This is a genomic window from Streptomyces sp. HUAS 31, from assembly GCF_028198125.1.
Classification (GTDB): Bacteria; Actinomycetota; Actinomycetes; order Streptomycetales; family Streptomycetaceae; genus Streptomyces; species Streptomyces chartreusis.
In genome coordinates this window covers 7,962,426-7,989,418 of record NZ_CP116353.1, presented here as the reverse complement: position 1 = coordinate 7,989,418, position 26,993 = coordinate 7,962,426, and the positions used below count along the sequence as shown (strand labels likewise).

Below are 26,993 nucleotides of genomic sequence, written 5' to 3'. Positions count from 1 at the left end.
GCCGCGCTCACCCCCGACCGCAGCCCCGACCGCCGCCCCCAGCGCATCAGGATCACCCCCCGCCCGCCGGAGGCGAACCCCCAACCCCACCAACCCCCTGTACTGCTCCCCCAAGCTCGCCGGGCCCTCTCCCACCGGATCCTTGAAGTAGAAGCCCAGTTCGGAGAGGGGGCCGGTCAGGCCGGTCTCGTGGGCTCGGGCGGTGAGGCGGGCCAGGTCCAGTACCAGGGGGGCCGCGAGGGCCGAGTCGCAGCCCTGCCAGATGGTCTGGAGGATCATGCGGGTGCTGAGGAAGCCGTCGAAGGCGATGTGGTCCCAGGCGGTCTTCCAGTCACCGAGGGCCGGGACGTCGTCGATGTGGACCTCGCCCTCGGGGACAGTGCCGAGAGTGTCGGCGAGGACGCGTTCCTTGCCGGCGTTCTTCGCCGCCGCCGCGGCCGGGTCGGCGAGTGCCGCGCCGTCGCCGCCGCCGAGCAGATTCGTGCCGGACCAGGCCCGCACGTTCAGCGCCCGCTGCGCGAACATCGGGCCCAGGACGGCCCGCAGCAGTGTCTGTCCGGTCTTGCCGTCCCGGCCGGCGTACGGCAGCCCGCTCCGCTCGGCCTCGGCCGCGGCGACGGGGTGGTGCATGCCCTCGGAGGGCGTGAAGTTGACGTAGGAGCAGCCCGCGCGCAGCGCCGCCAGCGCGTACAGGGTGCTGGCGGGCAGCGGGGTGCCGGGCCCGGCGGACGCGGGTTCCGTCGAGGCGACGTTCACCACGACCGTCCGCTCCAGCTCATGGCGTCGCGCGAAGTCGCGTATGTCGTCGCTGAAGGCCGTGATCAGCTCGGCCTCGCTCCGGGTGTCCCCGGGCGTGGGGCCGCCGGGCCTGATCTCGCGGTCGGCGGCGGCGAGTTCCGCGGCGACGGCGGTGGCGACGCCCGGCGGGAGGACGCCGCCGGCGGTCAGGGTCTCGGCGCGTTTTGGCAGGGGGCAGTCGAGGGTGTCGTGGCCGCCGAAGACGAGGTCGGACAGCGCGGGCAGGCCGCTGCCGGTGAACGCCGAGGTCTCGGTCACCATGCCGGTGGGCGGATGCAGCCCCGCCGTGATGGCGGCGCACCCCGTGACGACGGTGGTGGCGACGGAACCTCGGGCTCCGATCAGCCACACTCCCACACGCGGTCGGGAGAGGGACGCGGACATGGGCAGCCTCCTGGTCGTGCGCGAGCCTCAAGGGGAGGGGTGGAGACGGCGGGCGGGGGTCCGGCGTCCCCCGCCCGCCGCCGTTCAGTCGCCCTGGACGGGCAGTTCCTTCAACTGGATGTTGCGGAAGGAGACCTGGTCGTCGGCGCCATGGTTCTGCAGGCCGACGTAGCCGTCGGTCAGGCTCCGCTCGGGGTCCTTGTTGGTGAAGTCGTTGATCTTGACTCCGTTGAGGAACACCTGGAGGCGTTCGCCCTGGACCTTGATCTCGTAGGAGTTCCACTGGCCGGGCGGCCGCAGAACCTGGTCACGGGCCTTGATGTTCGCCGACTTGAACGAGTAGACGGAGCCCGTGGTGCGGTCGGGCGCGTCTGTCGCGTCGATCTGGATCTCGTAGCCCTTGTTCACCGCGGACCAGGGGTCGTCGGAGGCCGGGAAGCCCACGAAGATCCCGGAGTTGTCGTCGCCCTGCATCTTCCAGTCGAGCTTGAGCGAGTACGACTTCAGCTCCTTGGCCTGGTACCAGAGCAGGCCCATGCCGCCCTCGGTCTCCAGGGTGCCGTCCTTGACGTTGAACTTGCCGGGACCGGCCTGCTTCCAGCCCTCCAGGCTCTGGCCGTTGAAGATCTTCCGGTAGTCCTTGCTCGGCTTGCAGTCCGCCTTCACCTGGCCGGTGGCGTACTGGAGGCCGCCGAGCAGATGGGCCCGGAAGGCCTCGTCGGCGTAGGACTCCTTGGTGTGGCCGCCGCCGGTGTAGAAGGACCGGCCGCCGCCGTAGCTCTGGCACCAGGCGATCGGGTGGTCGCCCTTCATGTTCCCGCCCTGGTAGGTGGTCTCGTCCAGGGTGGCGAGGACCTTGGCCTGCGCACGCGGGTTGGTGCGGTAGTTGTACCACTCGTCGGTGCGCTCCCAGGCGTCGCCGAGGTGCGCGGTGGACGGGTGGTCGTGGTCCTCGACGCGGACCGTGGCCTTCTGGATGGCCGGGTGCGAGTCGAAGTAGGCGCCGACCAGGCCGCCGTAGAACGACCAGTCGTACTCGGTGTCGGCGGCCGCGTGGATGCCCATGTATCCGCCGCCGCCGGCCACGTAGTTCTCGAACGCCTTCTGCTGCTCGGCGTTCAACACGTCACCGGTGGTGGACAGGAAGGCCACCGCGTCGTACTTGGCGAGGTTGGCGGTGGTGAACTGCTTGGCCTCCTCGGTGGCGTCGACCGTGATACCGGCCGGGCCGCCGAGCTCCTTCAGGGCCGCGACGCCGGCCGGGATGGAGTCGTGCCGGAAGCCGGCGGTCTTGGAGAAGACCAGGACCTTCTTGCCGCCCTTGAACGGCTCCTTGGAGAACTCGAAGTCGTCCACGTCGTAGAGCGCGCCCTCACCGCCCTTGAAGACCAGGTAGACCTCCGTGGTCTTCTTCGGCAGCGCCCGCAGCGGCACGTCGACGTTCTGGAAGGTCTCCCAGCCGCCGGTCGGCGGGATGTACGCCGAGCCGTGCAGCGGTCCCTCGGGGGAGCCGGTGCGCACCTCGATGAAGCCGCCCGCGCCGCCGGAGGAGGCCCGCACGGTCATCTTCTTCTGTCCGTCGAACCGGTAGGGGGTGAAGGCGATCCAGTCGCCGTCGTCGATGTTTCCGACGGTCTTGCCCCCGTTGGCGCCGGTCTTGTCGATCACCGACACGCCCGACTGGGTGGTGAAGTGCTCGCCCTGGCGGTGCAGCGGCTGGAGCACGGCACGGGCGGTGCCGGTCAGGGCCTCCTGGCCGTTCGCCCCGCCGTCGGTGTAGCTGGCGCCGACCACGCCGTAGATGTTGGCGTTGGGGTCGTGACCGCCGTCACCGGCGGGCGGCGTCAGGGTGCCCTCGCAGCCCATCTCGCTGGTCAGCTCGTGGGCGTGGGAGTCGTGGCCGAGGCTGTAGGCGACCTTGACCTTGGAGCAGTCGACCGTCTCCTCGGGGTCGGTGACGGTCACCTTGAACGGGACCGGCTTGCCGAACTCGGCCAGCGCGCCGTTGCCCGGGATGTCGATCCTCACCTTGGGCTCGGTGTTGCCGACGACGATCCGGGTGCTGGCGTTGCCGGTGTTGCCCTCGGGGTCCTTGGCGGTGAAGGTGGCGGTATAGGTGCCGACCTTCTTGTACTGGTGGGTGGGGTTGAGGCCCTCGCCCTTGGTGCCGTCGCCGAAGTCCCAGCTGTAGGTGAGGTCCGGGGAGTCGGCGTCCTTGGCGGAGCCGGTGAACTTGACCTTCAGGCCGGCCGCGCCGGACGTCTTGTCGGCGCTCACCTCGGCGATCGGGGAGAAGCCGTCCTCGGCGTTCTCGATCCGGTACAGCGCGGAGTGCTCGTCGCCCTGGAACCAGGAGATGCCGTAGTCGAGGACGTAGAGCGCGCCGTCGGGGCCGAACTCCATGTCCATGATCTGGGTACCGGTCCACGGGAAGTCGTTGATCTTCGCGACGGAGCCGTCCTCGTTCTGCTCGATCCGCTTGATCCAGCGGCGGCCGAACTCGCCGGCGAAGAAGTCGCCGTCGTAGGACTCGGGGAACTTCACGCTGGATTCGAGGTCGGGGTCGTAGCGGTAGACCGGGCCGCCCATCGGGGACTCGGAGCCGGTGCCGAACTCGGGCACGGAGCCGCCGTCGTACGGGATCCAGGCGGCCTGCGCGGGCGGCAGGTCGGTGAGGCCCGTGTTGTACGGCGAGGTGTTCTTCGGCGCGGCGCAGTCGAACTTCGCGCCGGAGGTGCCGGTGGCGAAGTCGTAGTCGACGTAGGCGTCGTTGTTGCCGGTGCAGAACGGCCAGCCGAAGTTCGCGGCCTTGGTGACCTTCGCGAACTCGACCTGTCCGGCCGGGCCGCGCGTCGCCGAAGCGGCACCCGCGTCGGGGCCGTAGTCACCCACGTACACGATGCCGGTCTTGTCGTCGACGCTCATCCGGAACGGGTTGCGGAAGCCCATCGCGTAGATCTCGGGACGGGTCTTCTCGGTGCCCGCGGCGAAGAGGTTGCCCTCCGGGACGGTGTACGAGCCGTCCTCGGCGACCTTGATGCGCAGGATCTTGCCGCGCAGGTCGTTGGTGTTGCCGGAGCTGCGGCGGGCGTCGAAGGCGGGGTTGCGGCCCTCGCGGACGTCGATCGGCGTGTAGCCGTCGGAGGCGAAGGGGTTGGTGTCGTCGCCGGTCGACAGGTACAGGTTGCCGGCCGCGTCGAAGTCGATGTCGCCGCCGACGTGGCAGCAGGTGCCGCGGGACGCCGCGACGTCGATGACCTTCTTCTCGCTGGCCGTGTTGAGTGTGCCATTGGCGTTCAGCGTGAAGCGGGAGAGGCGGTTGACGCCGTCGAACTTCTTGAAGTCGTCGGCGGTGCCGGTCTCCGGGGCGTCGCCCGCGGGGGTGTCCAGCGGCGGAGCGTAGTAGAGGTAGATCGCCCGGTTGTTCTCGAAGTCCGGGTCGATGCCGACACCCTGGAGGCCCTCTTCGTCGTGGCTGTAGACGTCGAGCTTGCCGGCGACCTTGGTGACGCCGCCCTGGTCGGTGAGGCGCAGTGTGCCGTCGCGCGAGGTGTGCAGGACACTGCGGTCCGGGAGTACGGCGAGCGACATCGGCTCGCCCATCTCGGGTTCGCCCTTGGCGAGCGGTACCTGCTGGAACTGGCCCTCGGCGGCTGCCGGTTCGTCGTGTTCCGGGTGGCCGGGGTGGGCGCCGGCGACGGTCGCCGGGGTGCCGACCGCGAGGAGCAGGCCGGTGAGCAGGGCGACGGCGGTACGAAGGCTGGGGCGCCTGGGGGTGCGGGTGCTTCGGGGTCTGGTTCTGTGCACGAAGTCCCTCCGGGAACGGGGTGTGCCGTACGGGGTGGGTGCGTGGACGTGCGGTGCGGGCGCCGGGGTGCGCCGTCACCCCGGAGGTGGCTGTGCCCTGAACACTTCTGTGTGCGATGAACACTTCCGTGTGTCCTGAACACTTCAGGGACGGTATCCGCGTACGTCCGGGGCGAACACCCCTTGCGTCAGGATCTGTTGAACTTTTTCCCATCGCAGGACAAAGCGGGATTCGCGCAGGTCGGAGAGGGGACCGGCGGTATCTCCGGTCCCCGTTCCCCGACCTGCGCCGGGTCCGTGGTTCAGCTGTTGAACGCGGCGTCGAAGGACGCGCTGGGCGGCTCGAAGTCGAAGGCCTTCAGCCGCTTCAGCGCCTCGGGGGCGCCCTGGAGCCGGTCCATGCCGGCGTCCTCCCACTCCACGGAGATGGGCCCCTGGTAGTCGATGGAGCGCAGCATCCGGAAGACGTCCTCCCAGGGGACGTCGCCGTGCCCGGCCGAGACGAAGTCCCAGCCGCGGCGCGGGTCGCCCCACGGCAGGTGTGAGCCGAGACGGCCGTTGCGGCCGTCGAGGCGCTTGCGGGCCTCCTTGCAGTCGACGTGGTAGATGCGGTCGCGGAAGTCCCACAGGAACCCGACCGGGTCGAGGTCCTGCCACACGAAGTGGGAGGGGTCGAAGTTGAGGCCGAAGGCGGGCCGGTGGCCGACGGCTTCCAGGGCGCGCTGTGTCGTCCAGTAGTCGTAGGCGATCTCGCTCGGGTGGACCTCGTGCGCGAAGCGCACGCCTTCCGCGTCGAAGACGTCCAGGATCGGGTTCCAGCGCTCGGCGAAGTCCTCGTAGCCGCGCTCGATCATCGACTCGGGCGCGGGCGGGAACATGGCGACCAGGTGCCAGATCGCGGAGCCGGTGAAGCCGATCACCGTGTCGACGCCGAAGGCGGCCGCGGCTCGCGCCGTGTCCTTCATACGGGCCGCGGCGCGCTGCCGGACACCCTCCGGGTCCCCGTCGCCCCACACCTCGCCCGGCAGGATGGCCTGGTGGCGCTCGTCGATGATGGCGTCGCACACCGCCTGGCCGACCAGGTGGTTGGAGATCGCCCAGCACTTGAGGCCGTACTTGTCGAGCAGGGCCTTCCTGGAGTCGATGTACGACGGGTCGGCCAGGGCCTTGTCGACCTCGAAGTGGTCGCCCCAGCAGGCGAGTTCGAGCCCGTCGTAGCCGAAGTCGCGGGCGAGCCGGCAGACCTCCTCCAGCGGCAGGTCGGCCCACTGACCGGTGAACAGCGTGAACGTACGCGGCATTGCGCGTCAGCCTCCTCAGGCCGCTATCGGGGTGGTTCAGACGGCGATCGGGGTGTAGACGGAGTTCTTCTCGGCGCTCTCCTCCACCGCCGCGAGCACGCGCTGCACCTGGAGCCCGTCGGCGAAGGACGGCTGCGGCCGGCGGCCCTCGGCGACGGCGTGGACCAGGTCGCGGGCCTGGTGGACGAAGGTGTGCTCGTAGCCCAGGCCGTGACCCGGCGGCCACCAGGCGTCCAGGTAGGGGTGGTCGGGTTCGGTGACGAGGATGCGGCGGAAGCCGGCGTGCGCGCCCGGTTCCCTGCCGTCGTGGTAGGAGAGCTCGTTGAGCCGTTCCAGGTCGAACGCGATCGAACCGAGCTCGCCGTTGAGCTCGATGCGCAGGGCGTTCTTGCGGCCGGTGGCGTAGCGGGTGGCCTCGAAGGAGGCGAGAGCGCCGGACGGGAAGCGGCCGGTGAAGACGGCGGCGTCGTCGACGGTGACCTGGCCGGTGCCGTGCGCGGAGACGGCGGACAGACCGCTCGTGGGTCCGCCGGGCAGCGGCCGTTCCCTCACGAAGGTCTCCGTCATCGCGGACACCCCGCCGAGCTGCTCCCCCACCAGGTACTGCGCCAGGTCGATGATGTGCGCGCCCAGGTCGCCGAGCGCGCCCGAACCGGCCAGCTCCTTGCGCAGCCGCCAGGTCAGCGGGAACTCGGGGTCCACCAGCCAGTCCTGGAGGTACGTCACCCGCACATGGCGCAGGGTGCCCAGGCGACCCTCGGCGACCATGCTGCGGGCCAGCGCGGTGGCGGGCACCCGGCGGTAGTTGAAGCCGACCATCGCCAACTGACCGCGCCCGTACGCCTCTTCCGCGGCCGCGGCCATCGCCTCGGCCTCCTCGACGGTGTTCGCGAGGGGCTTCTCGCACAGGACGTGCTTGCCCGCGGCCAGCGCGGCGAGGGCGATCTCGGCATGACTGTCGCCCGGGGTGCAGATGTCGACGAGGTCGATGTCGTCGCGTGCGATCAGCGCACGCCAGTCGGTCTCCGCCGACTCCCAGCCGTGGCGTTCGGCGGCAGCGCGCACGGCCGTGGCGTCCCGTCCGCAGATCGCGGTCATGACCGGGGTGCGAGGGAGGTCGAAGACACGGCCCGCGGTGCGCCAGCCCTGCGAGTGGGCGGCGCCCATGAAGGCGTAGCCGACCATCCCGACGCGCAGTGGTGGCTTGTGGGTCCCCGTGACCGGCACTCCCGCCTCGCCGGCCGTGGCCCGTGCCTCCGCCTCGGCCTCTTCGGGCTGCTGCGGCTGTCCCATGCGATGGTCCTCCTCGTCGTCGTGCCGCGGTGGGGGGTTTCGGGGCGTCCTGCGCAATCGTCACCTGTCGGGCCCGCCGGAGCGGGGGCGGCGGGCCGTTCCCGCGCGGCGAGCACGCTCGTGCGCTCGCCGGCGAACGATTCGCCGTGCCTCAGCCGCTTCGGCGGCATCCCTGACCCGACCGCCGCCCCCGTGCCCGGCGCCCTCGGTCCCCGGCCGGTCGGCCCGTGTCCCGGCACCACGGCCGGGGCCGGCCCGATCCGCCGGACGCTCCCGGCCCTGCCCGACGGGCCCCTCGGCCGCGTCGGACAGGGTGCGCCTCACTTGAAGCCGGTGGACATGTACTGGTCGACGTTCTCCTTGTCGACGACCGCCGAGTACAGCGTGATCGAGGCGGGGATCTCGAACTCGGCCATGCCGCCGACGCCCTTGCCCTGGCCCAGCGCACGGGCCAGGTCGATGGCGGACGCGGCCATGGTCGGCGGGTACAGGACCGTGGCCTTCAGGACGCCGTCGTCCTGCTTGATGGCCTGGAAGGCGGACAGCGCGCCCGCACCACCGACCATCAGGAAGTCGTCACGCCCGGCCTGCTCGATGGCGCGCAGGGCGCCGACGCCCTGGTCGTCGTCGTGGTTCCACAGGGCGTCGAACTTCGACTGGGCCTGGAGCAGTTGCGCCATCTTGGCCTGGCCGGACTCGACCGTGAACTCGGCGGCCTGGCGGGCCACCTTCTTGATGTTCGGGTAGTTCTTCAGCGCGTCGTCGAAGCCCTGGGTGCGCTGCTTGGTCAGCTCCAGGTTGTCCAGGCCGGCGAGCTCGATGACCTTGGCGTCCGCCTTGTCCTTGAGCTTCTCGCCGATGTAGTGGCCGGCGTTGAGGCCCATGCCGTAGTTGTCGCCGCCGATCCAGCAGCGGTACGCCTGCGGGGTGTTGAAGATCCGGTCGAGGTTGATGACCGGGATGCCGGCTCGCATCGCCTTCAGGCCGACCTGGGTGAGTGCCTTGCCGTCGGCGGGCAGCACCACCAGGACGTCGACCTTCTTGTTGATCAGCGTCTCGATCTGGCCGATCTGTGCGGCGGTGTCGTTGGAGCCCTCGGTGATCTCCAGGGTGACGTCGGAGTACTTCTTCGCCCGGCTCTTGGCGTTGTCGTTGATCGCGTTGAGCCAGCCGTGGTCGGCCTGCGGACCGGCGAAGCCGATCGTGACCTCCTTGCCGGGCTTGTCGTCGGCGGCCGGCTGGTCGTTCGCGGCCGGCTCGTCGCTGGACTCGTTGCTGGTGCAACCCGTGAGGAGGGCACCGGCACCTATGGCGGCGGTCCCGAACAGCAGCCCTCTGCGACTGGTGAGCTCTGGCATGGCGGTGAACCTTTCCTCAGGTCGTGCTCGGGGGTGTCGGTACGACCCTCAGGTCGTGCTTGCGGTACGGCGCTGGACCAGCACGGCGGCGACGATGATCGCGCCCTTGGCGATCTGCTGGACGTCGCTCTGCAGGTTGTTCAGGGCGAAGATGTTGGTGATCGTGGTGAAGATCAGGACGCCGAGCACGGAGCCGACGATGGTGCCGCGGCCCCCGGTGAGCAGGGTGCCGCCGATGATCGCGGCCGCGATGGCGTCGAGTTCGTAGAGGTTGCCGTTGGTGTTCTGGCCGGAGCCGGACAGGATGATCAGCAGGAAGGCCGCGATGCCGCAGCACAGTCCGGACAGCAGGTAGAGGTAGAGCCGCTGGCGGCGGACGTCGATGCCGGCCAGGCGGGCCGCCTCCGCGTTGCCGCCGACGGCGACGGAGCGCCGTCCGAAGGTCGTGCGGTTCAGCACCAGCCAGCCGATGATCGTCACGACCGCGAACACCATGACGAGCGGCGGGATGCCGAGGACATAGGCGTCACGCTCACCGAGGTCGAGCACCGAGGGGATGGTGACGATCTGCGTCTTGCCGTCGGTGATCTGCAGGGCCAGGCCGCGGGCCGAGGCCAGCATGGCGAGCGTCGCGATGAACGGCACCATCGCGCCGTACGCGATCAGCACCCCGTTGACCAGCCCGCATCCCACACCGACGAGCACCGCGGTGAAGAGGATGCCGGCGAAGCCGTACTCCTGGGTCGCGACCGTCGTCGCCCACACCGAGGCCAGCGCGACGATCGCGCCGACGGAGAGGTCGATGCCGCCGGAGATGATGACGAAGGTCATGCCGACGGTGACGACGCCGATCACGGAGGCCTGGGTGAGGACCAGTTGGAGGTTGCGGGTGTCCAGGAACTCGTCAGGCTTGGTGATGCCGCCGATGACGATCAGCGCGGCGAGGACGCCGAGCAGGGAGAGCGTGCGCACGTCGGCGTGGGCCATCAGGCCGCGCCAGGCGGGCGGTCCTTCGGCCGACTGCACCTTGCCGGTGCTGTCCCGCGGCGGGGAGGCGTGCTGCGTCATGACGCCGGGCTTCCTTCCATGACGAGGTCGAGTACGCGGTGTTCGTCGAGTTCACGCGCGGGTGCCGTGTGCACGACACGGCCCTCGCGCAGCACCAGGACGCGGTCGGCGAGGCCCAGTACCTCGGGCACCTCGCTGGAGACCAGCAGCACGGCGAGACCTTCGTCGGCCAGCCGCCGCACGACCGCGTACAGTTCGGCCCGCGCGCCGACGTCGACGCCGCGGGTGGGTTCGTCGAGCAGCAGGACACGGCAGCCGCGCAGCAGCCAGCGGGCCAGGACCGCCTTCTGCTGGTTGCCGCCGGAGAGGGTGCGCACCGGCACCGACGGGTTGTCGGGCCGCAGCGACAGCTCCCGGGTCGCGGCGCGCGCCGCGCCGAGTTCGGCGGCGCGGTCGATCCAACCGCCGCGCGAGAAGCGGGACATGGAGGACACCGACACATTGCGGGTGACGGACTCCAGCATCAGCAGCGCCTGTGCCTTGCGTTCCTCGGGGGCGAGCCCGAGGCCGGCGCGTACGGCGGCGCGCACGCTGCCGGGCTTGAGCGCCCGCCCGTCCACGAGGACCTGACCGGCGCTGGGTTTGCGGGCGCCGTAGATCGTCTCCAGGATCTCGGAGCGTCCCGAGCCGACGAGTCCGGCGAGGCCGACGATCTCCCCGGGCCGCACGTTCAGGTCCAGGGACTCGAACTCGCCGTCCCGGGCGAGTCCGCGGACCTCCAGCAGCGGCTCGCCGCCGGTGGCGTCCTTCGCGGGCCTTTCGGGGAAGACGTACTCGACGTTGCGTCCCGTCATCATCGCCACGACGTCGCGCGTCGGCGTCGTCTTCGCCGGGAGTCCGCCGGCCACGGCCCGCCCGTCCTTCAGGACGGTCACCCGGTCGCCGATCCGGCGGATCTCCTCCAGGCGGTGCGAGATGTAGACGACGGCGACTCCGGCGCCGGTGAGGTCGCCGACGATGCGGAAGAGGTTGTCGACCTCGTCCGGGTCGAGAGCGGCGGACGGCTCGTCCATGACGATCAGCCGTACGTCGTGGGAGAGCGCCCGTGCCATGGAGACGATCTGCTGCTGGGCCGCCGACAGCTCCCCGACCAGCCGGCCCGGGTCGATCTCGGGATGCCCAAGTCGCTTCAGCAGCTGGGCGGTTGACGACCGCGCGGCCTTTCCGCGTACGACGAATCCGGCGGCCGTGGGTTCATGGCCGAGGTGGACGTTCTCGGCGACCGACAGGTGCTCGACGAGGTCGAGTTCCTGGTAGATGGTCGCGATGCCGAGGCGCATGGCGGCGATCGGCGAGCGGAGGGTGACCTCCTCGCCGCGCCAGCGGATGGTGCCGGTGTCGGGCTGGTGGGCGCCGGCCAGCACCTTGATGAGGGTGGACTTGCCGGCGCCGTTCTGGCCGAGCAGGCAGTGCACTTCACCGGCCTGGACGTCGAGGTCGACGCCGTCGAGGGCGCGGACTCCGGGGAACGACTTGGTGATGCCGTTCATGCTGAGCAGCGATGGTTCTGGTGCCATGAGGTCCCCTTGGCGGGCGTGCGGGCCGGTTTCAGGGCGGGGCGAGGCAGAGCAGGGCAAGAGCAGGGCAGGGCAGAGCTGAGCGCTGTGCGAGGTGCTGTTTCGGTGAGCCGTGCGGTGTTCGGTGAGCCGTGCGGGGCGAGTGGCCTACGCGGGTGAGAACAGGTGGTCGCTGATGAGCCGGGCCGCGCCGATGACTCCGGCGGTGGGGCCCAACTCCCCCAGCACGATGGGGAGGTTGCCGGTCGCGAGCGGCAGCGACTGGCGGTAGACCTGGGTGCGGATCGCGGCGAGCAGGTTGTGGCCGAGGCCGGTCACCCCGCCGCCGATCACCACCAGGCCGGGGTTGAAGAAGCTGACGAGTCCGGCGATGACCTGGCCGACGCGGTTGCCGCCCTCGCGGATCAGGTCGAGTGCGGTGGCGTCGCCGGCGGCGGCCGCGGCGGCGACGTCGACGGCGGTCAGGGTGCCGTTCGCCTCCAGCCGCGAGGCGAGTTCCTCCGACAGTCCCTGCTGGGCCGCCTCCACGGCGTCCCGGGCGAGGGCCGCCCCGCTGAAGTGGGCCTCCAGGCAGCCCCGGTTGCCGCAGGCGCAGGGGCGGCCGTCGGGCACGGCCTGGATGTGCCCGATGTCGCCCGCGCTGCCGGTGACGCCGCGGTGGACGTCACCGCCCGCGACGATGCCGCAGCCGATGCCGGTGCCGATCTTGACGCAGAGGAAGTCGCCCACGGAGCGTGCGACGCCCGCGTGCTGCTCCCCCATCGCCATGAGGTTCACGTCGTTGTCGACCATCACCGGGCAGCCGAGTTCCTGGCTGAGCGCCTCCCGCACGGGGAAGCCGTCCCAGCCCGGCATGATCGGCGGGGCCACCGGGACGCCCTCGGGGAAGCGGACCGGTCCCGGGACGCCGATGCCGGCGCCGTCGAATCCCTCCGCGAGCCCGGAGGCCCTCAACTTCGCTGCCATGGACAGGACCTGCTCGAAGACCGCGACGGGGCCCTCGCGTACGTCCATGGGCTGGTTGAGGTGTCCGAGGATCTCCAGCTCGGGGTTGGTGACGGCGACGTCGACCGAGGTCGCGCCGATGTCGACGCCGAGGAAGCGCAGATCGGGGTTGAGCCGGATGTTGTGCGACCGGCGGCCACCGCGCGAGGCGGCGAGTCCGTCGGCCACGGCCAGTCCCGTCTCCAGCAGGCGGTCCACCTCCACGGCCAGCTTGGACCGTGAGAGATCGATCTGATCGCCCAGCTGGGCCCGGGAGTTGGGCCCGCCGTCGCGCAGCAGCCTGAGCAGCTTGGCCTGATGACCGTTAGCGGGTCGCGCCGTCATACGTCTCACGAGCCCCTCCCCGCCTCAATCGGCCTGAGCGCGCCGGGTTTCGGCCACATCCGTGACCTGCTTTCGAGGGGAACGTAGCAGTGGCCGCCGGGACTGGGAAGAACTTGAGCAGAGATTGCCGTCAACTTTCTCCACTCACAGGACAAAGAAGGGGCCCGGGGCGCGACGGAGCGCCGTTGGCTACGCTTTCCCTGCCGACAGCGGGTGCTTTGGGGGGAGCGCGAATGGCTCAGGATTCATCGGCCGGCGAACCGACGACGACGCCCAGGTCAGGCGGCACATCCGAAGCCGGCCCGGGCTACGCGATGGGCCTGGCGAACCGCTCGTACGACTGGTACCAGGGCGCCGCAGGCAGGGCGCGCCGCAACTTCCGGCTCTCCGAGACCCTGCTGCTGCTCATCTCGGCCGCCATCCCGGTCTCGGCGGTCCTGTGGTCCAAGAACGCAGAGATTCCAGCCGTCCTGGGCGGCATCGTCGTGGTGATCACCGGTCTGCGCTCGGTCTTCCACTGGCAGGACGACTACCTGCGCTTCACCGAGGCCCGCGAGGCGGTCGAGGCGGAACGCCGCTTCTACAACACAGGGGCGCAGCCGTACGCCGATCCCGCGACCCGCGACCAGGCCCTCGCCGCCGCCGTCACCCGCATCGAACACCGGGAGATGGGCACCTGGGTCCAACTGTCCGGTCCCCGCGCGGACACCACGGGGACCAACGCGCTGCCCTGACCGTGGAACGGCGCGATCCTGAACACCGCGCCCGAGTGCCACGACGACCACAGCTGTGACTACGGCAGTACGGCTCCGGTCAGGAGTCGCCCCGGGCGTGGTACGACCGTCGCGTGTGTTCCGTGTGTTCGCGCATCAGCTGGGTGGCCTGCTGTTCGTCGCGGGCGGTGATCGCGGCGATCATGCCGCGGTGTTCGATCCAGGACTGGTGGCCGCGCTGGCGGGCGACCGGGGTGTAGTACCAGCGGACCCGGCGGTCGACCTGGGCGGCGAGTTCGGCGAGGACCGCGTTGCCGGCGAGTTCCATGATCTTGGCGTGGAAGCGGGCGTTGAGGGCGACGGCCGCGTCCACGTCGTCCGCCGCGACGGCCTTCTCCCCCTCCGCGCACAGCTCCTCCAGCACCTTGATGCCGGCGCTGTCCGTGTGGGCCGCGGCGAGCCGGGCCGCCTCGGCCTCGAGGAGGGTGCGGACGGTGAGGAGCTGGTCGGCCTCCTCCTCCGTCGGCTCATGCACGAACGCGCCCTGCGCGGGCCGCAGATCCACCCAGCCCTCGGTGTTCAGCCGCTGCAGCGCCTCCCGCACCGGCTGCCTCGACACACCGAGGTGACCTGCGAGTTCACTCTCGACCAGATGCTGGCCGGGCTGCAGGGCGCGGGTCGTGATGAGTTCGAGCAGCGCCTCGTAGACACGGTCGCGCAGCGGGCCGGGACGTTCGAGCTTGGGCACCGCACCCTGCGGTAGTCCTGTCGACAACATCGGTTCCCCTCCTGGGCGAACGCCGGGCGACTGCGTCCCGTAGCCGATCGTCACTGAAAGCCAGTATCGATTGTCTTTCGTCTACAGTCTACGGCGCACAAAGGCCAGGGAAACGGGGAGTTGGTCACATCACACCCGCATCAGGGGCAGCGGATGACCTGTCCGGCGTACGAAAGGTTCCCGCCGAACCCGAACAGCAGCACCGGGTCCCCGCTGGAGATACGCCCCTGCTCCACCAGCTTGGACAGGGCCAGCGGGATGCTCGCGGCCGAGGTGTTCCCGGACTCGGAGACATCGCGCGCGACCACGGCGTTGACCGCGCCGATCTTCTCGGCGAGAGGCTCGATGATGCGCAGGTTGGCCTGGTGCAGTACGACTCCGGCGAGGTCCTCGGGTCCGAGGCCCGCCCGCTCGCAGGCCCGGCGGGCGATGGCCGGCAGCTGTGTCGTCGCCCAGCGGTAGACGCTCTGCCCTTCCTGCGCGAACCGCGCGGGCTGCCCCTCGATGCGCACCGCGTGCCCCATCTCGGGCACCGATCCCCAGAGCACCGGCCCGATGCCGGCGTCCTCGGACGCCTCCACGACGGCCGCCCCGGCACCGTCCCCGACCAGCACACAGGTCGTGCGGTCGCTCCAGTCGGTCACGTCGGACATCTTGTCGGCACCGATCACCAGCGCCCGCGTCGCCGCCCCCGCCCGCACGGCATGGTCGGCGGTGGCCAGGGCGTGGGTGAATCCGGCGCAGACGACGTTGACGTCCATCGCGGCCGGCGACGGGATGCCGAGCCGGGCGGCGACCCGCGCGGCCATGTTCGGGGACCGGTCGATGGCGGTGGAGGTCGCGACCAGGACCAGGTCGATGTCACCGGGCGTGAGGCCCGCCGCCGCGAGCGCCTTGGCGGCGGCGTGACCGGCGAGTTCGTCGACGGGTTCGTCGGGCCCGGCGATGTGGCGCGTACGGATACCCACCCGAGATGTGATCCACTCGTCACTGGTGTCGACCAGGCCCGCCAGATCCTCGTTGGTGAGCACCCTGGCGGGCTGATAGTGGCCGACTGCGGCGATGCGCGAGCCGTTCATCGTTGGTGATCCCCTCGAACCTCGGGTAGCGGGATTCACCAGTCTGATCAGTGACTCACGGGTACGGCGGCACGTGATGCCACAGGAAACGAGCGCCCGCGTTGTCAGCTTCCATCAGGCCCTCGGACGCCCGAACAACTTCCGAACACCTACCCGGTGAACAGCTGCGTCGCCTTCTGCACGAGTTCGTAGAGCCCGTAGGCGAGCGGTACGCCCACCCATACCCAGGCGAAGGCGATGAGCCCCCGCCGGTCGGGCGGAGGGCTACTGCTGTCGCTGGACATCCGCGGCCTCCTTCTCGGCCTGCGCCGGCACGGGGATGTGATGGCGGGGGTGGACGGGCCGGACGAGTTCGTTGGCGACGAAGCCGACGACGAGCAGCCCGATCATGATGAACAGGGACGTCGTGTACAGGGACGAGCCGCCCTTGCCCGCCTCCTCCTGCCGGTCGGCGATCCAGTTCACGATCAGCGGCCCGAGGACGCCGGCCGTGGACCAGGCGGTGAGCAGCCGCCCGTGGATGGCACCGACCTGGTAGGTCCCGAAGAGGTCCTTCAGATAGGCCGGGATCGTCGCGAAGCCGCCGCCGTAGAAGGACAGGATCACCAGCGCGCACAGGATGAACAGCGGCTTGGAGGAGTCGCCGGCCAGCGCGATCAGGCCGTACATCAGCGCGCCCGCGCCCAGGTACAGCCGGTAGACGTTCTTGCGCCCGATCAGGTCGGAGGTCGACGACCAGCCGATCCGGCCCGCCATGTTGGCGGCGGACAGCAGGGCGACGAAGCCGGCCGCCGCCGACGTGGACACCGGTGTGGAGGTGTTCGCGAAGAAGTCCGTGATCATCGGCGCGGCCTTCTCCAGGATGCCGATGCCCGCGGTCACGTTCATGCAGAGCACGACCCACAGACACCAGAACTGCGGTGTGCGCACGGCGTTGCGGGCGGACACCTGCGGCCCCTCGAAGACGCCGGGGGCGTCGCCGACCGGCTTCTCGGTGCGCGGCACCCGGACCAGCAGCACACCGAGCAGCATGAAGACGGCGTACGACAGCCCGTGCACCAGGAACGCCAGGGCGATCCCGGAGCTGTCGCTGCCGAACGACTCCAGCATCTGCGCCGACCAGGGCGAGGCGATGAGCGCGCCGCCGCCGAAGCCCATGATCGCGATGCCGGTGGCCATGCCGGGCCGGTCGGGGAACCACTTGATCAGTGTGGAGACCGGTGAGATGTAGCCGATGCCGAGGCCTATGCCGCCGACGAAGCCGTAGCCGAGGACGATCAGCCAGTACTGCTCGGTGGCCGCGCCGAGCGCGGAGAGCAGGAAGCCGGAGGAGAAGCAGACCAGGGCGACCGTCATGGCCCAGCGCGGACCGTTGCGCTCGACCAGGGTGCCGCCGAAGGCGGCGGACAGGCCGAGCATCACGATGCCGAGCTGGAACGGCAGCGCGCTCTGGGTGCCGCTGAGGCCGAGCGCGGATTCGAGCGGTGGCTTGAACACGCTCCAGGCGTAGGCCTGGCCGATGGACAGATGAACCGAGAGAGCGGCGGGCGGAACCAGCCAGCGGCTCCATCCCGGGGGCGCGAGCGGTGGACTCATGATCCCGAACGGTAGGGACGGGCAAGTCCGTTGAGAAGTCGGCGCGTCGACCGTATGCGGTGAGCGGTATGCAGGGCGCGACGAACGGTCGAACACTGTCCGGAAGGCCGCGGCGCAGGCCGGGCGCAAAGCCTTGGCGAAGGCCGTGCGCGAACCCTTGCTGACCCCTTATCCATACTGTAGACAATATTCCGTCGACAGGATTCGGCCCCCGTGTGCCATCGGCCGGTCCGAGAACTTCCCAGCCACCTCCGCGGTACTCCCTCGACCGAACGGAGCGTTCCGAAGTGAAAGTTGCAGTCCTCGGCGCCGGTGCCATCGGCGCCTACGTCGGAGCCGCGCTGCATCGTGCGGGTGCCGACGTGCACCTGATCGCCCGTGGACCGCATCTCGCGGCCATGAGGCAGCACGGAGTGCGCGTGCTCAGTCCGCGCGGTGACTTCACCGCGCGCGCCCACGCCACCGACGACCCGGCCGAGATCGGCCCGGTCGACTTCGTCTTCCTGGGCCTGAAGGCCAATTCGTACGCGGCGTGCGGGCCGCTGATCGAACCACTGCTGCACGACACGACGGCCGTCGTGGCCGCCCAGAACGGCATCCCCTGGTGGTACTTCCACCGCCACGGCGGACCCCACGACGGCCACCGCGTCGAGAGCGTGGACCCCGACGGCACGGTCAGTGCGGTGCTCGCCCCCGAACGGGCCATCGGCTGCGTCGTCTACGCCGCGACCGAACTCGAAGGCCCGGGTGTCGTACGGCACCTGGAAGGCACCCGGTTCTCCATCGGCGAGCCCGACCGCAGTGTGTCCAAGCGCTGTCTGGATCTCAGCGAGGCCATGATCGCCGGCGGTCTGAAGTGCCCGGTCGAACCCGACCTGCGCAACGACATCTGGCTCAAGCTGCTCGGCAACATCTCCTTCAACCCGATCAGCGCGCTGGCCCGCGCCACCATGCGGCAGATGTGCCTGCACGGCGGCACCCGCAAGGTCATCGAGATCATGATGACCGAGACGCTCTCGGTCGCCGAGGCCCTCGGCTGCGAGGTCGGCATCTCCATCGAACGCCGGCTCGCGGGCGCCGAGAAGGTCGGCGACCACCGCACCTCCACGCTCCAGGACCTGGAGCGCGGCAAGCCGCTCGAACTCGACGTACTCCTCGCGGCGGTCGTCGAGTTGGCGGAGATCACCGGCGTGTCGGTGCCCACCCTGCGCACCGTGCACGCCATCTCGGACCTGCTCGCGCTGAGGAGCGCCGCATGAGGAAACGGCAACCGAAGAACTACACCCGGCTGACCCACCCGCTCGTCCGCGACTCCCGCGACGAGCCGTTCCGGCCGGCGACCTGGGAGGAGGCCCTCGACCGGGCGGCCGCCGGACTGGCCCGCAACCGGGGCGCCTTCGGCATGTTCTCCTGCGCCCGGGCCACCAACGAGATGAACTACGTGGCGCAGAAGTTCGCCCGCGTCGTCATGGGCACGAACAACGTCGACTCCTGCAACCGCACCTGTCACGCACCGAGCGTCGCCGGTCTGTCGGCGGCCTTCGGGTCGGGCGGGGGCACCTCGTCGTACGAGGAGATCGAGCACACCGACGTCATAGTGATGTGGGGCTCCAACGCCCGCTTCGCGCACCCGATCTTCTTCCAGCACGTGCTGAAGGGCATCAGGAACGGCGCCCGGATGTACGCCGTCGACCCGCGCCGCACCTCCACCGCAGAGTGGGCGGAGAGCTGGATGGGGCTGAACGTCGGCACCGACATCCCGATGGCGCACGCGATCGGCCGCGAGATCATTCGCGCGGGCCTGGCGAACAAGGCGTTCATCGAGCGGGCGACCAGTGGCTTCGAGGACTACAAGGCCCTGGTCGAACCGTGGACGCTGTCGCTGGCCGAGAAGGTGACGGGCGTACCGGCCGCCGCCATCAAGGAACTCGCGCACGCCTACGCCCGCGCCGAGCGCGCCCAGCTGTGCTGGACTCTCGGCATCACCGAGCACCACAACGGCACCGACAACGTCCGCGCGCTGATCAACCTGTCCCTGCTGACCGGGCATGTCGGCCGCTTCGGCAGCGGGCTCCAGCCGCTGCGCGGCCAGAACAACGTGCAGGGCGGCGGCGACATGGGCGCGATCCCCAACCGGCTGCCCGGCTTCCAGGACATCCTCGACCCGGACACCCGCCTGAAGTTCGAGTCCGCCTGGGACACCGTCATCCAGCCCCACTACGGCCTCAACCTCACCGAGATGTTCGAGGCGATGGAGGACGGCGACCTCAAGGCCGTCTACTGCATCGGTGAGAACCCGGCGCAGTCGGAGGCGGACAGCGAGCAGGCCGTACGGCGCATGCGGCAGCTGGACTTCCTGGTCGTGCAGGACATCTTCCTGACGAAGACCGCCGAGCTCGCCGACGTCGTCCTGCCCGCGACCGCCGGCTGGGCCGAGACCGACGGCACCACCACCAACAGCGAGCGCCGGGTCCAGCGGGTGCGCCGGGCGGTCACCCCGCCCGGTGAGGCACGCGAGGACATCGACATCATCTGCGAGCTGGCGGGACGGCTCGGCCACGAATGGAAGTACGCGGACTCCGAGGCCGTCTGGAACGAGCTGCGCTCGGTCTCCCCGGACCACTACGGGATGACGTACCACCGCCTGGAGGAGCACCAGGGCATCCAGTGGCCGTGCCCGAGCACCGACGGGATCGAACCGAGCTATCTGCACGGCCGGTTGTGGGACAGCGACCCGGCGGAACGCGGCATGCCGGCGCCGTTCGGTCTCGTCCAGCACGATCCGCCGGTCGATCTGACCGACGAGGACTACCCGGTCCGGCTCACCACGGGGCGGCGGCTCGACTCCTACAACACCGGTGTGCAGAGCGGGAGTTTTGCCTCCCCGCTGCGGCGCGGCGAGTACGTCGAGATCAGCCCGGAGGACGCCGAGCGGTACGGGGTCGTCGTCGGCGAGGAGGTCCAGGTGACCTCCCGGCGCGGCTCGGTCGTCGCGCCGGTGTGGGTCGACACGGCCCTGCGGCCCGGGCTCGCCTTCATGACCATGCACTTCCCCGACGAGGTGGACACCAACCAGCTGACGATCGAGGCGAACTGCCCGATCGCGGGGACGGCGGAGTTCAAGGCGTCGGCGATCCGGATCGAGAAGCTCCCCGTCGCGACCATCGTGAGGTGACATAAGTGGACCTGCACTTCGGTGACAGCAAACCGACGGACGACGAACGGGCGGCCGTCGACGCCCTGCTCGGGCCGCCCGAGTCGTCCTGGGAGGGCGCCGCCCGCGATGAGATGCGGGCCGCCGACCTCAGGTGGGCCAAGGGCGGGCGCGCGGCCCGGGACCGCCGCGACCTGCTGTTGCCGGGGCTGCACGCGATCAACGACCGGATCGGCTGGATCAGCGAGGGCGCCCTCGACTACCTGTGCCGGCGGCTGACGGTGCCGCCGTCGGAGGCGTACGGCGTCGCCACCTTCTACGCCATGTTCTCCGTCAAGCCGCGTCCCGCGACCGTGCTGCACGTGTGCACGGACCTCGCCTGCGCGGCGGCCGGCGCGAACGAGCTGTGCGCCGGGATCGAGGCACGGCTCGGGCTCGGCAGCGGGGTGTCGGTCGAGCGCAGCCCGTGTCTGGGGCTGTGCGAACGGGCGCCGGCGGCGCTCGCGATCAAGGCCGGCGACCCGGTGCGTACGGCGGTCTCGGCACCGGCGACCGTGCACGACGCCGTCCTCGCCGCGAGCACCCCGGACTCCGCGCCCGAGGAGCCGTCGGCCGCGATGGCCGTCCCGCAGGCGGGCGGCGACGCGCTGGTGCTGCTGAAGCGCGTGGGTGTCGTGGACCCGACGAGTCTCGACGACTACCGCGCCCACGGCGGCTACAGCGCACTGCGCCGGGCCTTCGAGCTCGGTCCCGCCGGAGTCATCCGCGAGGTCACCGACTCCGGCCTGGTCGGGCGTGGCGGCGCCGCCTTCCCCACCGGCCGCAAATGGCAGGCCACGGCGTCGCAGCCCGACCATCCGCACTACCTCGTCTGCAACGCCGACGAATCGGAGCCCGGCACCTTCAAGGACCGCGTGCTCATGGAGGGCGACCCGTACGCGCTGGTCGAGGCCATGACGATCGCGGCGTACGCGACCGGCGCCCGCAAGGGCTACCTCTATCTGCGCGGCGAGTACCCGCGCGCCCTCGCCCGTCTGGATCACGCCATCGCGCAGGCACGCGCGCGTGGCTTCCTCGGCGACGACGTCCTCGGTCAGGGCTACGCCTTCGACATCGAGATCCGGCGCGGCGCCGGGGCGTACATCTGCGGCGAGGAGACGGCCCTGTTCAACTCCATCGAGGGCTACCGGGGCGAGCCGCGCTCGAAGCCGCCGTTCCCGGTGGAGAAGGGCCTGTTCGGCAAGCCGACGGTGGAGAACAACGTCGAGACGCTGGTCAACGTCCTGCCGATCCTGACCATGGGAGCCCCGGCGTACGCGGCGATCGGTACCGAGCGGTCCACCGGGCCGAAGCTGTTCTGCGTGTCCGGGAGCGTCGCCCGGCCCGGGATCTACGAGCTGCCGTTCGGTGCGACGCTCGGCGAGCTGCTGGAGCTGGCCGGGGTCCGCGAGGGGCTGCGGGCGGTGCTGCTGGGCGGCGCCGCGGGCGGCTTCGTCCGGCCGGACGAGATGGACATCCCGCTCACCTTCGAGGGCACGCGCGAGGCGGGCACGACGCTCGGTTCGGGTGTCGTCCTGGCCTTCGACGACACCGTGCCGCTGCCCCGGCTGCTGCTGCGCATCGCCGAGTTCTTCCGTGACGAGTCGTGCGGGCAGTGCGTGCCCTGCCGGGTCGGGACGGTCCGGCAGGAGGAGGCGCTGCACCGGATCGCCGAACGGACGGGTGCGGCCGCCGCCGATGACATCGCCCTGCTCAGGGAGGTCGGCCGCGCCATGCGGGACGCCTCCATCTGCGGTCTCGGACAGACCGCGTGGAACGCCGTGGAATCCGCCATCGACCGACTGGGGGCGTACGAATGACCGTGACACCGCTGGGGATTCCGCGCCGGCTGCTGGAGTTCACCATCGACGGGGAGCCGGTGCGCGCACCCGAGGGTTCGACCGTCCTCGACGCCTGCCGGGCGGCCGGGAAGGACGTCCCGACACTGTGCGAAGGGGACACGCTGCGGCCCAAGAACGCCTGCCGGGTCTGTGTCGTCGAGGTCGAGGACTCGCGCACCCTCGTCCCGGCCTGCTCCCGCAAGGCGGAGCCCGGTATGGAGGTCAGGACCGACACGGAGCGCGCACGGCACAGCCGCAAGATCGTCCTGGAGCTCCTCGCCTCCTCGGTCGACCTGTCGACGACCCCGCGGGTCGCCGAGTGGCTCAAGGAGTACGAGGCCAAGCCGGACCGCTTCGGCCCGGACGCGGCCCGGCTGAACGAGGAACCGAAGGTCGACAACGATCTGTATGTACGGGACTACGACAAGTGCATCCTCTGTTACAAGTGCGTGGACGCGTGCGGGGACCAGTGGCAGAACAGCTTCGCGATCTCGGTCGCGGGGCGCGGGTTCGACGCGCGCATCGCGGTGGAGCACGACGCCCCGCTGACCGATTCGGCGTGCGTGTACTGCGGAAACTGCATAGAGGTCTGCCCCACGGGCGCCCTGTCCTTCAAGTCGGAGTTCGACATGCGGGCCGCGGGTACCTGGGACGAGACCGAGCAGACCGAGACGACCACCGTGTGCGCCTACTGCGGTGTGGGCTGCAACCTCACACTGCACGTACAGGACAATGAGATCGTCAAGGTCACCTCACCGCACGACAACCCGGTGACCCACGGCAACCTCTGCATCAAGGGCCGTTTCGGCTATCAGCACGTACAGAACCGGGACTGAGAGACATATGGGACGAGTCACGGAACGACGCAAGGTCATCCGGATCCGGGACGGGGCGGTCTCCAGCCGCCCCGACACGCTGGTGGCCGAGGAACCGCTGGAGATCCGCCTGAACGGCAAGCCGCTCGCGATCACCATGCGCACCCCCGGCGACGACTTCGCGCTGGCGGCCGGTTTCCTGGTGAGCGAGGGCGTGCTGGCCGAGGGCTCGGACCTGCAGAACATCGTCTACTGCGCGGGCGCCACGGTGGACGGCTCGAACACGTACAACGTGGTGGACGTGCGGACCGCGCCGGGCGTGGCCATACCGGACATCACTCTCGAACGGAACGTGTACACGACGTCGTCCTGCGGGCTGTGCGGCAAGGCGTCCCTGGACGCCGTCCGTACGACGGCCCGCTGGCCGATAGCCGACACTCCCCCGGTCCGGGTCGATCCCGAACTGCTCGCGAGCCTCCCCGACCGGCTGCGCGCGGCCCAGCGGGTCTTCGACCGGACCGGGGGCCTGCACGCGGCGGCCCTGTTCACCGAGGACGGTGAGCTGCTGGACGTACGGGAGGACGTGGGCCGCCACAACGCGGTCGACAAACTGGTCGGCCGCGCCCTGCAGAACGACGACCTGCCGCTGTCCCGGACGATCCTGCTGGTCTCGGGGCGGGCCAGCTTCGAGCTGGCGCAGAAGGCGGTGATGGCGGGCATCCCGGTGCTCGCCGCGGTCTCGGCACCGTCCTCGCTGGCCGTGGATCTGGCCGCGGAGACCGGGCTGACACTGGTGGGCTTTCTGCGGGGCAGCTCCATGAACGTGTACGCGGGCGAACACCGGCTCGCCCTGCGGACCGCGGCCGTCCAGGCCTGACCGGCTCCCCGCGACACGGCGGCGGGGCCCCGAACCGGCGGGGAGCGCCCCCTGCGCCGTAGCTGGGGCCCCGCTGTTTCATGACCGGGCCGGCGGCTCAGCCGCTCGTGAAGGACACGTCCGCGGCCCGCACCACCGAGCCCAGCCTCGGGAAGTCCAGCCGTACCGATGCCTCGTGCTCGGGTGCCGTGAACGCCGTCATCGCGTCCTCGACGAAGACGAGGTCGTAGCGCAGGTCGGCGGCGGCGCGGGCGGTGGACTCGACGCCGAGATTGGTGGCGATGCCGCCGAACACCAGCGTGCCGATACCCCGTGCGCGGAGCCGGTCGTGCAGCCCCGTGTCCTGGAAGCCGCCGATCGTCCGCTTCACGATCTCGATGTCACCCTCCTGTCGCAGACCCGCGGCCAGCCCGCTGCCGGGCGGCTGCTCGGCGGCTCCGGGGCGTTCCACGCGGATGAGGACGACGGTCGCCCCCGCGGCGCGGAACGCGGCCGCCAACTCCTGCGAGACGGCGAGGACTTCGGTCCCCTTTCGGGGCTCCAGGGGCAGCGCGACGATGCGGTCCATCAGGTCGACCAGCACGAGGGCGGTCTGTGCGGGCCGGAGCACGATTGGTGCGGTCATGACGGAACGTTATCCGCCGTCAGCGCTGCGTACCGGAAATCCGGATCAACAGGTCCGTGAATCGGTCCCGTTCGGCGGACGAGAGCGGGGCGAGGAGCATGTCGCCGGCCTCGCGGGCCGCCAGGCCGGCGGCCGGAGCGGGGAGAGGCGGCGCTGGTGACCGCGGCGGCGAGCGGGGTCGGACATCTCGCCGTGCGGCTCGCGCGGGTACGGGGCGCCGGGCGGGCGGTGGGTGCCGTGTCCGATCCGGCGAAGGCCGGCCTCGTGCGATCCCTCGACGCCGTCGACGGCGACATGCCGAGCCACGCCCTCGCGGCGCTCACGGCCGGCGGACGACTTGTGGCATACAGTTCGAGCGATGGGACGATTCGGGCATATGACCTTCTTGTCAGTGCCAAGTCCGCCATTGGATCACCGATGGCGCGGATCGCTCGCGAAGAGCCGGAGTCGTACGAGCGAGGGCGGCAGGAGCTGTGGAGGCCATTTGAAGAGGGGCCGTCAAGCCCGTCGTACATGGGGAGTTCGCACTGGAGGAGGCCACCGAGGCGCACGCGGCAGTCGAGTCGCGGGTCAACCGGGGGAAAGCGGTACTCCATCCGTGACATGACACGTGCACGGTTCTTGTGATGAATGCGATAGCCCAACTAACGTCTGTGATGCGCACTTTGGACGTGGGATGTCCGAATGTTCAGATGCCTGGACGCATGACCAGACGATGAAGGGCGGGCCGCACCATGCCGTCAAGAGTTCGCGCACGTCTCAGAGCTGCCCTCGTCGCGGCCGTCGCCACCACCGCGACGGCCGCGGCATTAGGTCCCGCGGAGTCCCAACCGGCCAAGACGGCGCCGTTGTTCGAGCAGCAGGTGCTGTTCAAGGCGTCCCAGGACCCCGGGTACGCCTGCTTCCGCATTCCCGCGATCGTGAAGACCAAGGACGGCACGCTGCTGGCGTTCGCCGAGGGCCGGGTGCTCAACTGCGGGGACTCCGCCGACATCGACATCGTGCTCAAGCGCTCCACCGACGGCGGGCGCACCTGGGGCCCGCTCCAGGTCGTCAACGAGGGCAACGGCGACACCCACGGCAACCCGGCGCCGATCGTGGACCACGAGACCGGGCGCATCCTGCTGGCCGAGACGTACAACACGGGGCGTACGGACAGCGGCAGTTGCTCGGTCCCCTGTGATCGCACGCCCCATCTCCAGTACAGCGACGACGACGGCCGGACCTGGTCGCAGCCGCGCGACCTGAGCCCGCAGATACTGCCCGCGGACTGGAACTCCTGGTACGCCACCGGCCCCGTCCACGGCATCCAGCTCACCAAGGGCAAGCACGCCGGCCGGCTCGTCTTCGGCGTCAACACCGAGACCTGGGACGGCAGTCGGGTCAGCGCCAACCACGCCGCGCTCATCGTCAGCGACGACGGCGGCGACAACTGGCGGGTCGGCGCCACCGACTCCTGGCCCATCTCCGCCGCCGACGGCACCTTCCGGCAGAAGCCGTCCGAGGTGACGCTCACCGAGCGCGCCGACGGCAGGATCGTCATCAGCGGCCGGGAGCAGGACGGCACCGACCTCGGGCACCGCTCGCAGACGTACAGCAGCGACGGCGGCGACAGCTTCACCGGGCCCTTCCGCGACCAGCCGGACCTGTACACGCCCCAGGTCCAGGGCGCCACACTGCGGTTGGGCAACCGGATACTGCTTTCCGCGCCGGGCGACCCGGACCGCCGGCGGACCATGATGATCCGCAGCTCCTACGACAGCGGCGAGACCTGGGAGAGCGTGGACCGCGGCAAGGTCGTCACCACGGACTGGTCCGGGTACTCCGACATGGCCGAGATCGACGCGTCCACGGTGGGCCTGATGTACGAGGGCGGCGCCGTCGACGCACGGGACGAGATCCGTTTCGCCCGGTTCAATGAGGACTGGCTCGGACCCCGGCGCGGCCCCGACCCGACCACCCCCGACCTCGCCATCGGCGCACCCCGCGCGACCGTCCTGGGCGGCCCCGCGAAGACCGACGGCGTCTTCGGCGGCGCCCTGGAGTTCGACGGCCGCGACGACGCCGTACGCCTGCCCTACCGCACCCAACTTCCGCTCGGCAGCGGCGAGTTCACGGTGTCGCTGTTCTTCCGCTACTCCGCGACGAGCGGTGAGCAGCCGTTCCTGTGGATGGGCGGGATCGGCAGCACCCAGCCCCAGGTCTGGATGCGCGGCGAGCCCGCCAACGACCGGGTCCGTGCCCTGATCACCACGCGGGAGGGGTACGGGACCGTGCACACCTCGTCGGTGTGGGCGGGCGGTGCCGCCAACGACGGCGAGTGGCACCATCTCGCCCTGCGGCGCGGCGACGGCCGGCTGACGCTGTTCGTCGACGGCAGGGCGGTCAGCACCACGGACGTGCCCGGTTCGGTCAGCCGGAACTCGCCGTTCGGTGTGCACGTCGGCCAGCGCATGGACAGCCGGGCCTTCCTCACCGGCACCCTCGACGACGTGCGCGTGTGGAACCGGGCGCTCGGCGACGCGGAACTCACCGCGGCGTCGGCGACCCGGGCCGACACCCGCAAGAAGGTGAACACCCGCGACACCGTTCTGTGGCTGCCCATGGACCAAGTGGGCTGA

19 protein-coding genes and 3 pseudogenes are annotated in these 26,993 nt (G+C 70.4%); 8 read left to right on the top strand and 14 right to left on the bottom strand.

Annotation, left to right across the window (positions count from 1 at the left end):
* Window positions 1–54: 54 nt before the first annotated feature.
* The 8 genes and pseudogenes from PGH47_RS35385 to PGH47_RS35350 form a co-directional block, all read right to left on the bottom strand.
* A pseudogene (locus PGH47_RS35385) lies at window positions 55–1,182 on the bottom strand (inositol-3-phosphate synthase); the annotation flags it as partial.
* A gap of 84 nt (window positions 1,183–1,266) precedes the next feature.
* Entirely contained in the window at window positions 1,267–4,989 is a 3,723-nt protein-coding gene (locus tag PGH47_RS35380; protein WP_271666800.1) for a ThuA domain-containing protein, read from the bottom strand.
* A 302-nt stretch (window positions 4,990–5,291) separates the two neighbouring features.
* Window positions 5,292–6,290: a sugar phosphate isomerase/epimerase family protein gene (locus tag PGH47_RS35375; protein ID WP_271666799.1), complete on the bottom strand. Its 999-nt coding sequence runs from the start codon at window positions 6,288–6,290 to the stop codon at window positions 5,292–5,294.
* Window positions 6,291–6,326: 36 nt separating this feature from the next.
* A complete protein-coding gene (locus tag PGH47_RS35370) occupies window positions 6,327–7,583 on the bottom strand; it encodes a Gfo/Idh/MocA family protein (RefSeq protein WP_271666798.1) in 1,257 nt (418 codons plus the stop codon).
* A 320-nt stretch (window positions 7,584–7,903) separates the two neighbouring features.
* Window positions 7,904–8,941, bottom strand: a complete 1,038-nt coding sequence (locus tag PGH47_RS35365) for a substrate-binding domain-containing protein (RefSeq protein WP_271666797.1) — start codon at window positions 8,939–8,941, stop codon at window positions 7,904–7,906.
* A 48-nt stretch (window positions 8,942–8,989) separates the two neighbouring features.
* Window positions 8,990–10,009, bottom strand: a complete 1,020-nt coding sequence (locus tag PGH47_RS35360; protein WP_271666796.1) for an ABC transporter permease — start codon at window positions 10,007–10,009, stop codon at window positions 8,990–8,992.
* The gene (locus PGH47_RS35355; protein WP_271666795.1) at window positions 10,006–11,526 is read right to left on the bottom strand and encodes a sugar ABC transporter ATP-binding protein; all 1,521 of its coding nucleotides are present in this window, start codon (window positions 11,524–11,526) and stop codon (window positions 10,006–10,008) included. Before PGH47_RS35355 ends, PGH47_RS35360 begins: the two co-directional genes overlap by 4 nt.
* Window positions 11,527–11,673: 147 nt before the next feature.
* A complete protein-coding gene (locus PGH47_RS35350; RefSeq protein WP_030948742.1) occupies window positions 11,674–12,855 on the bottom strand; it encodes an ROK family protein in 1,182 nt (393 codons plus the stop codon).
* Between the two features lie 233 nt (window positions 12,856–13,088).
* On the opposite strand from PGH47_RS35350, the gene PGH47_RS35345 reads away from it, so the two are divergent.
* Window positions 13,089–13,589: a DUF4231 domain-containing protein gene (locus PGH47_RS35345; protein WP_271666794.1), complete on the top strand. Its 501-nt coding sequence runs from the start codon at window positions 13,089–13,091 to the stop codon at window positions 13,587–13,589.
* A 79-nt stretch (window positions 13,590–13,668) separates the two neighbouring features.
* Here the strand turns inward: PGH47_RS35345 and PGH47_RS35340 are convergent, their stop codons facing one another.
* From PGH47_RS35340 to PGH47_RS35325, 4 genes are all read right to left on the bottom strand, one after another.
* Window positions 13,669–14,346 (bottom strand): GntR family transcriptional regulator, encoded by a 678-nt coding sequence (locus PGH47_RS35340; RefSeq protein ID WP_125526584.1) that lies wholly within the window; start codon window positions 14,344–14,346, stop codon window positions 13,669–13,671.
* Between the two features lie 140 nt (window positions 14,347–14,486).
* Window positions 14,487–15,425, bottom strand: a complete 939-nt coding sequence (locus PGH47_RS35335; protein ID WP_271666793.1) for a beta-ketoacyl-ACP synthase III — start codon at window positions 15,423–15,425, stop codon at window positions 14,487–14,489.
* Window positions 15,426–15,574: 149 nt separating this feature from the next.
* Window positions 15,575–15,709 carry an MFS transporter small subunit gene (locus PGH47_RS35330; RefSeq protein WP_271666792.1) on the bottom strand — a complete coding sequence of 45 codons (135 nt, stop codon included), beginning with the start codon at window positions 15,707–15,709 and terminating at the stop codon, window positions 15,575–15,577.
* Entirely contained in the window at window positions 15,690–17,021 is a 1,332-nt protein-coding gene (locus PGH47_RS35325) for an OFA family MFS transporter (RefSeq protein ID WP_271666791.1), read from the bottom strand. The genes PGH47_RS35330 and PGH47_RS35325 overlap by 20 nt, the downstream gene beginning before the upstream one ends.
* Before the next feature lie 287 nt (window positions 17,022–17,308).
* Here PGH47_RS35325 and PGH47_RS35320 point away from each other — a divergent pair, with 287 nt between their 5' ends.
* From PGH47_RS35320 to fdhD, 5 genes are read left to right on the top strand one after another with little or no spacing between them, the layout of a single operon-like run.
* A complete protein-coding gene (locus PGH47_RS35320) occupies window positions 17,309–18,280 on the top strand; it encodes a 2-dehydropantoate 2-reductase (RefSeq protein ID WP_271666790.1) in 972 nt (323 codons plus the stop codon).
* Window positions 18,277–20,196 (top strand): molybdopterin oxidoreductase family protein, encoded by a 1,920-nt coding sequence (locus tag PGH47_RS35315; protein ID WP_271666789.1) that lies wholly within the window; start codon window positions 18,277–18,279, stop codon window positions 20,194–20,196. The genes PGH47_RS35320 and PGH47_RS35315 overlap by 4 nt, the downstream gene beginning before the upstream one ends.
* 5 nt (window positions 20,197–20,201) lie before the next feature.
* Window positions 20,202–22,034 carry an NAD(P)H-dependent oxidoreductase subunit E gene (locus PGH47_RS35310; RefSeq protein WP_271666788.1) on the top strand — a complete coding sequence of 611 codons (1,833 nt, stop codon included), beginning with the start codon at window positions 20,202–20,204 and terminating at the stop codon, window positions 22,032–22,034.
* The gene (locus PGH47_RS35305) at window positions 22,031–22,891 is read left to right on the top strand and encodes a 2Fe-2S iron-sulfur cluster-binding protein (RefSeq protein ID WP_271666787.1); all 861 of its coding nucleotides are present in this window, start codon (window positions 22,031–22,033) and stop codon (window positions 22,889–22,891) included. Before PGH47_RS35310 ends, PGH47_RS35305 begins: the two co-directional genes overlap by 4 nt.
* Before the next feature lie 7 nt (window positions 22,892–22,898).
* Complete coding sequence (fdhD, locus tag PGH47_RS35300) at window positions 22,899–23,747, top strand: formate dehydrogenase accessory sulfurtransferase FdhD (protein WP_271666786.1); 849 nt, start codon at window positions 22,899–22,901, stop codon at window positions 23,745–23,747.
* Between the two features lie 97 nt (window positions 23,748–23,844).
* On the opposite strand, the gene PGH47_RS35295 is transcribed toward fdhD, so the two are convergent.
* Together PGH47_RS35295 and PGH47_RS35290 are read right to left on the bottom strand one after the other, a co-directional pair.
* Complete coding sequence (locus PGH47_RS35295; protein ID WP_271666785.1) at window positions 23,845–24,372, bottom strand: isochorismatase family protein; 528 nt, start codon at window positions 24,370–24,372, stop codon at window positions 23,845–23,847.
* A gap of 19 nt (window positions 24,373–24,391) precedes the next feature.
* Window positions 24,392–24,493: pseudogene (locus tag PGH47_RS35290) on the bottom strand (MarR family transcriptional regulator); the annotation flags it as partial.
* A gap of 8 nt (window positions 24,494–24,501) precedes the next feature.
* On the opposite strand from PGH47_RS35290, the pseudogene PGH47_RS35285 reads away from it, so the two are divergent.
* A pseudogene (locus PGH47_RS35285) lies at window positions 24,502–24,974 on the top strand (zinc-binding dehydrogenase); the annotation flags it as partial.
* A 132-nt stretch (window positions 24,975–25,106) separates the two neighbouring features.
* On the top strand, window positions 25,107–26,993 hold the full coding sequence (locus PGH47_RS35280) for a sialidase family protein (RefSeq protein ID WP_271666784.1): 1,887 nt from the start codon (window positions 25,107–25,109) through the stop codon (window positions 26,991–26,993).

Excerpts from the sequence above, each read along its gene's own strand:
- PGH47_RS35375 (WP_271666799.1), bottom strand. The coding sequence starts at position 6,290 with ATGCCGCGTACGTTCACGCTGTTCACCGGTCAGTGGGCCGACCTGCCG.
- PGH47_RS35370 (WP_271666798.1), bottom strand. The coding sequence starts at position 7,583 with ATGGGACAGCCGCAGCAGCCCGAAGAGGCCGAGGCGGAGGCACGGGCC.
- PGH47_RS35365 (WP_271666797.1), bottom strand. The coding sequence starts at position 8,941 with ATGCCAGAGCTCACCAGTCGCAGAGGGCTGCTGTTCGGGACCGCCGCC.
- PGH47_RS35360 (WP_271666796.1), bottom strand. The coding sequence starts at position 10,009 with ATGACGCAGCACGCCTCCCCGCCGCGGGACAGCACCGGCAAGGTGCAG.
- PGH47_RS35355 (WP_271666795.1), bottom strand. The coding sequence starts at position 11,526 with ATGGCACCAGAACCATCGCTGCTCAGCATGAACGGCATCACCAAGTCG.
- PGH47_RS35350 (WP_030948742.1), bottom strand. The coding sequence starts at position 12,855 with ATGACGGCGCGACCCGCTAACGGTCATCAGGCCAAGCTGCTCAGGCTG.
- PGH47_RS35345 (WP_271666794.1), top strand. The coding sequence starts at position 13,089 with ATGGCTCAGGATTCATCGGCCGGCGAACCGACGACGACGCCCAGGTCA.
- PGH47_RS35340 (WP_125526584.1), bottom strand. The coding sequence starts at position 14,346 with ATGTTGTCGACAGGACTACCGCAGGGTGCGGTGCCCAAGCTCGAACGT.
- PGH47_RS35335 (WP_271666793.1), bottom strand. The coding sequence starts at position 15,425 with ATGAACGGCTCGCGCATCGCCGCAGTCGGCCACTATCAGCCCGCCAGG.
- PGH47_RS35330 (WP_271666792.1), bottom strand. The coding sequence starts at position 15,709 with ATGTCCAGCGACAGCAGTAGCCCTCCGCCCGACCGGCGGGGGCTCATC.
- PGH47_RS35325 (WP_271666791.1), bottom strand. The coding sequence starts at position 17,021 with ATGAGTCCACCGCTCGCGCCCCCGGGATGGAGCCGCTGGCTGGTTCCG.
- PGH47_RS35315 (WP_271666789.1), top strand. The coding sequence starts at position 18,277 with ATGAGGAAACGGCAACCGAAGAACTACACCCGGCTGACCCACCCGCTC.
- PGH47_RS35305 (WP_271666787.1), top strand. The coding sequence starts at position 22,031 with ATGACCGTGACACCGCTGGGGATTCCGCGCCGGCTGCTGGAGTTCACC.
- fdhD (WP_271666786.1), top strand. The coding sequence starts at position 22,899 with ATGGGACGAGTCACGGAACGACGCAAGGTCATCCGGATCCGGGACGGG.
- PGH47_RS35295 (WP_271666785.1), bottom strand. The coding sequence starts at position 24,372 with ATGACCGCACCAATCGTGCTCCGGCCCGCACAGACCGCCCTCGTGCTG.
- PGH47_RS35280 (WP_271666784.1), top strand. The coding sequence starts at position 25,107 with ATGCCGTCAAGAGTTCGCGCACGTCTCAGAGCTGCCCTCGTCGCGGCC.